This window comes from Actinoplanes sp. ATCC 53533, from assembly GCF_003947245.1.
The window spans coordinates 1-2,258 of record NZ_QHHV01000384.1; the positions used below are offsets into that span (position 1 = coordinate 1).

General features: G+C 67.3%; 4 protein-coding genes. All 4 read left to right on the forward strand.

The window, feature by feature from the left end:
- Nucleotides 1–2 precede the first annotated feature (2 nt).
- Nucleotides 3–407, forward strand: a complete 405-nt coding sequence (locus DMB66_RS57835; RefSeq protein WP_148112917.1) for an integrase core domain-containing protein — start codon at nucleotides 3–5, stop codon at nucleotides 405–407.
- Nucleotides 408–440: 33 nt separating this feature from the next.
- Nucleotides 441–851, forward strand: coding sequence for a hypothetical protein (locus DMB66_RS57840; RefSeq protein WP_125812465.1), 411 nt, complete (start codon nucleotides 441–443; stop codon nucleotides 849–851).
- A gap of 272 nt (nucleotides 852–1,123) precedes the next feature.
- Nucleotides 1,124–1,921, forward strand: coding sequence for a YbaB/EbfC family nucleoid-associated protein (locus DMB66_RS57845; protein WP_125812466.1), 798 nt, complete (start codon nucleotides 1,124–1,126; stop codon nucleotides 1,919–1,921).
- 31 nt (nucleotides 1,922–1,952) lie between these two features.
- Nucleotides 1,953–2,258, forward strand: a 306-nt coding sequence (locus DMB66_RS57850; protein WP_125812467.1) for a hypothetical protein, incomplete at its 3' end; no start/stop codon positions are given.

Genomic DNA, 2,258 nt, shown 5'->3' on the forward strand with positions numbered 1-2,258 from the left:
TCATGGACCTCGAAGACACCGGCTGCCAGGTGAAATACCTGATCCGCGACCGTGACCGCAAGTACCCGGCCCTGTTCGACACCGTCCTGGCCGACGCCGGAATCGATGTCGTGCTCACCGGAATACGGACACCCCGGATGAACGCGATCATGGAACGCTGGGTACGAACCTGCCGCCGCGAACTCCTCGACCGCACTCTGATCCTCAACCAGCGGCACCTGCTGCACGCGCTGCGCGAGTACGAGACCTTCTACAACGGACATCGTCCGCATCAGGGCATCGCCAACGCCCGACCACTCGCACCGCTACCCGAACCGATCACCGACCCGGACCGGCTCACCCAACTCGACATCCGTCGTCGTGACCGCCTCGGCGGCGTCCTGCACGAGTACGAGCATGCCGCCTGAGCTGCGCGGATGACATTTTCGGCAGGTACAGGGTTGCGGGGGCAACACCGGGTACTGGCGGTTCCATCGGCGACTTGCCTGGACGGCCGGCTGCTCGACCAGAGCGAGGCGCTCCTACTCCTGGGGCACGCCGATGGGCAACTGTCGCTGTGGAGCGTCGACGTCGACGGTGAGTCCGAGCCGAGACGGTTGTGGCAGATCGCGGCGCATGCCGGTTCGGTCAGCAGCGTACGGCTCTCCGGCGGGTTCGTCCTGTCCGGCGGCTTCGACCGGACGATGAACCTGTTCCCGCTGATGGACGACTGGAACGTGGGGCCACCGATCAAACTGCATCGCACGCTGCGATGTGCGGGCCTGCGCATCGACGGCGTCGAAGGCGCCGCCGAGCGGACCCTGCTGGCCGACTTGGTCCGGCGATCCGCGACCGCCGAGGAGACCGCTTAGCCCGGCAGGGCCGTGGCCCTGTTTTCGAACCGGGCCAAGGCGGTGGCGGAATTCGCCATTCGGGTGGCCGGGGCGATGAAGGCGGTCGCCCCGGTAGGGCGTGGTCCGGGTCTGAACGCCGTAGTAGTTCCGCGTCAGCGGGACCAGCCGCCGGTTATCCGAGGTCAAGGCTGCGGTGCGCCACGCCCGGAAGGCGGCGGTCACTCAACGCGCCCTCGATGCCTGGGCGCGATCGGCGACCTGCGCGCCGCCTACTCAGGAGGCTCGGTCAGTTGCGGGACAGCGTCTTCGAGACGTTGCCGTTAGGGTCATTCATCACGGAGGCGGGGATTATGGGGCAGAACGACTTGTTCGACATGTCGAAGCTGCGAGAGTTGCAGCGCGAGGCGGATAAGCTGGCCGAGCGGCTGTCGGCTGCGGCGGCAGCGGTTGAGGACGAGTTCTCAGGCGGTGACGGCGCCGGAGTCGTGGAGATCACGGTCGGTTTCGACGGGGCGGCGACGCGGGTCCGGCTTGATCCTGGCTGGCAACGCGCTGTCGGCGTCACCGGGCTGGGTAGTGCGATCATCGCTGCCCTGACGGCTGCTACCCAACAGCGTTTGAGTGCGTGGGCCGGCGGGATGGTGCCGGCAGTGAGTGGGCCTCCGGCGGCAGCCGGCCCGGAACGGGACCGGCATGGCGATCTGGGTGATCCCTCGTCGCGGCAGTCTGCGTTGGCGCTCGGTGAGGTGATGGGCCTGGTCGCGGAGGTGACCGCGCGGTTGCCCGAGATGGCCGAAGCAGCTGAGGCCGCGGCGACGCGCAGCGTGACGTCGACGGACGGTGCCCGTAGGGTCCGGGTGACCGTGACGGGCGGGATGGTCAGTGCCGTCGACTTCGACGAACCTTGGTTGCGGTCGGCCGACCATCAGCGGATCGCCACCACGATCCAGGAAGCATTGGCAGCGTCGGTGCACGAGGCTGCCCGTGCCCGGCAACAGGTATTCGATGCCGTTCCAGGGCTCGACCGTGTCCGCCGATTGACGGCCTCTCCCGACACGCTGTTGCGGGAGATCGGTCTGCTGCGGTGACGATGACATCCACAACGGGCGGGAGCCGACGATGATGACACCGACAGGCGACGAGGTCGAGGCCTCGATCCAGGCGCTGCATCGTGACGCCGGCGTGTGGTCTGGGATGGCCAACCAGTTGGACGCGTTCGGCCAGGTCGCGCGGGGCCTTTCGCTGAGTTCGTTCGAGTTCAGCGGGCTCGGTCATCTGGCCGGACTGGACGAGATCTACGCCTCGTTGCAGGAGCGGGTGGTCACTCTCCTCGACCAGGGCAGCACGAACTTCGACAACATCGCGGGTGCGTTACACAAGTCCGCCGATGACTACGACCAGGACGAACGTAACGCCGTCCACCGG

What these genes read in the sequence shown, in the direction of transcription:
- DMB66_RS57835 (WP_148112917.1), top strand. Translation starts at nt 3, where the DNA reads ATGGACCTCGAAGACACCGGCTGCCAGGTGAAATACCTGATCCGCGAC.